Source organism: Paraconexibacter sp. (assembly GCF_041602235.1).
In the GTDB taxonomy this organism is placed as follows: Bacteria; Actinomycetota; Thermoleophilia; order Solirubrobacterales; family Solirubrobacteraceae; genus Paraconexibacter.
This window is the reverse complement of the sequence record NZ_JBFIGP010000412.1, coordinates 1-2486: the sequence shown is the minus strand read 5'-3', so window position 1 is coordinate 2486 and position 2486 is coordinate 1. Positions and strand designations below refer to the sequence as shown.

The 2486-nt window shown below is 68.4% G+C and carries 3 protein-coding genes; 1 reads left to right on the top strand and 2 read right to left on the bottom strand.

The window, feature by feature from the left end:
• Both ABYE80_RS19760 and secY read right to left on the bottom strand, forming a co-directional pair.
• Entirely contained in the window at positions 1-663 is a 663-nt protein-coding gene (locus tag ABYE80_RS19760) for an adenylate kinase (RefSeq protein WP_372792021.1), read from the bottom strand.
• A gap of 78 nt (positions 664-741) precedes the next feature.
• Complete coding sequence (gene secY / locus ABYE80_RS19755; RefSeq protein ID WP_372792020.1) at positions 742-2013, bottom strand: preprotein translocase subunit SecY; 1272 nt, start codon at positions 2011-2013, stop codon at positions 742-744.
• 94 nt (positions 2014-2107) lie between these two features.
• Here secY and ABYE80_RS19750 point away from each other — a divergent pair.
• Positions 2108-2486, top strand: a 379-nt coding sequence (locus ABYE80_RS19750) for a cytochrome P450 (RefSeq protein WP_372792019.1), incomplete at its 3' end; no start/stop codon positions are given.

Here is a 2486-nt window from a genome sequence, read left to right as displayed (position 1 = left end):
TCAGAGCTCGTCCTCGAGCCGCAGCGTCGCGATGGTCGCCCGGATGTGGTCGTGGACCTCGGTGGGTGACCGCGTGCCGTCGAACCGCCGCAGCAGACCCTGGGCGTCGTAGTACTCGATCAGCGGAGCCGTCTGCCGGTGATACACGGCCAGGCGCTCGCGCACGGTCTCGGGCTTGTCGTCGTCGCGCTGGATGAGCACGGAGCCGTCGACGTCGCAGCGGCCCTCGTGCTTGGGCGGGTCGAACTCCACGTGGTAGACGCGTCCGCTCTTGCTGACGCGGCGTCCGCTGATCCGGCGCACGATGTCCTCGTCGGGCGCCTCGATGAGGATCGCCGCGGTGATGCGCCGCTCGAGACCGGCCATCTCGGCGTCCAGCGCTTCCGCCTGCGGCACGGTGCGCGGGAAGCCGTCGAGGAGGAAGCCGTCGCGGGCGTCGTCCTTGCTGATGCGCTCCAGCGCGATGCCGATCACGACCTCGTCGGGCACGAGCTGGCCGGCGTCCATGAACTCCTGGGCCTTCAGGCCCATCTCGGTGCCGTCGGCCTTCGCCTGGCGCAGCATCTCCCCGGTGGAGATGTGGGCCAGCGTGAAGTCCTGCTGCAGCCGTTCGGCCTGGGTGCCCTTGCCGGCCCCGGGAGGGCCGAGGAGGATGAGGTTCAGCTCGGTCACGGGGGGCGTGAGGCTATCGGGTCTGCGGGAGCGGTGGCGTGTCGCCGTTCGTGGCGACCAGGGCCCGCATCACTTCAGGAAGCCCTCGTAGTTGCGCATCATCAACTGGGCCTCGAGCTGCTTCATCGTGTCGAGCGCCACGCCGACCACGATCAGCAGCGACGTCCCGCCGAAGAAGAAGTTGGCGCTGGTCTGGTTGATGAGCAGCGTCGGGAACGCGGCGACCGAGGCGAGATAGAGCGCGCCGGGGAAGGTGAGGCGCGCCAGCACCCGGTCCAGGAACTCCGCGGTCGGCCGTCCCGGGCGCACCCCGGGGATGAAGCCGCCGTACTTCTTGAGGTTCTCCGCCTGGTCCACCGGGTTGAAGGTGACGGCGGTGTAGAAGTACGTGAAGAGGATGATGAAGATCGTCTCGCCGATCAGGTACGGGGCGTCGGACGGGTTGAAGAACGCGGCGACGTCCTCGGCCCACGGCTGCTGGATGAGCTGGCCGATGGTCGGCGGGAACGCCATGATCGACGCGGCGAAGATGACCGGGATCACGCCCGCCATGTTCACGCGCAACGGCAGGTAGGTCTGCCCGCCGGCGCTCATGCGGCGCCCGATGACGCGCTTGGCGTACTGCACCGGGATGCGGCGCTGGCCCTCCTGGATGAACACGATCGCGGCGATGACGGCGAGCGCCAGGAACGGCATCATCACCCGGAACACCTGGTCCGGGCTGTTCCACCAGGCGCTGATGCCGTTCGGCAGGCCGCTGACGATGGAGGCGAAGATCATCAGCGAGATGCCGTTGCCGATGCCGCGCTGCGTGATGAGCTCGCCCATCCACATCAGCAGGACCGTGCCCGCCGTGAGGGAGAGCACGATCAGGAAGACGTGTGGCGCGTCGAACTTCTCGACGATCGACTGGCCCGCGTTGGCCTCGAAGCTGCGGAACAGGAACGTGAAGCCGATCGCCTGCGCGAACGCGAGCCCGACGGTGAGGTAGCGCGTGTACTGGGTGATGCGCGCCTGGCCGACCTCGCCCTCCTTGGAGAGCTTCTCGAGCGACGGGACGACCACCGTGAGCAGCTGCAGGATGATCGACGCCGTGATGTACGGCATGATCCCCAGCGCGAAGATCGCGAACTGCGACAAGCCGCCGCCGCTGAAGACGTTCAGCAGGTTCAGGATGCCGCCGCCGCCGAACTGCTCCTGCACCGACTGGACGGCCTCCAGGCTGACGCCCGGCACCGGGATGTGCGCGCCCACCCGGTAGAGGGCGAGAATCATCGCGGTGAAGAGCAGCTTCTTGCGGATCTCCGCAACGGTGAAGGCACTGAGAATCGTCGAGAGCACGGTCGGTGAAGATTAGGGACTCGCCCCTCTCGGCGTTCCTCCGACCGAGACTGGCTGTCTGGCCAGGACGCCGTGGCGCAACTACACTCACGCCATGCTCCCCCCTGGCCCGTCCAGCCCCGAGTTCGTCCAGACGCTGCGGTGGCTGCGCGACCCGGTGTCGCTGTTCGAGGACTGCCGCGAGCGGTACGGCCAGACGTTCACGCTGCGACTTGGCGTCGGCTCGCCGATCGTGTGCCTCACGGATCCCGCCCACGTCAAGGAGCTGTTCGCCGCGCCCCCGGACGTGCTGCACCCCGGCGAGGGGGGCCGGATCCTCGAGCCGGTCCTCGGTCGCCATTCGGTGCTCCTGCTGGACGAGGACGAGCACCTCGAGCAGCGGCGGCTGATGCTGCCGGCGTTCCACGGAGAGCGGATGACCGCGCTCACCGAGGTCCTGACCGAGCTGACCGAGGCGTCCGTCGGCGCCTGGC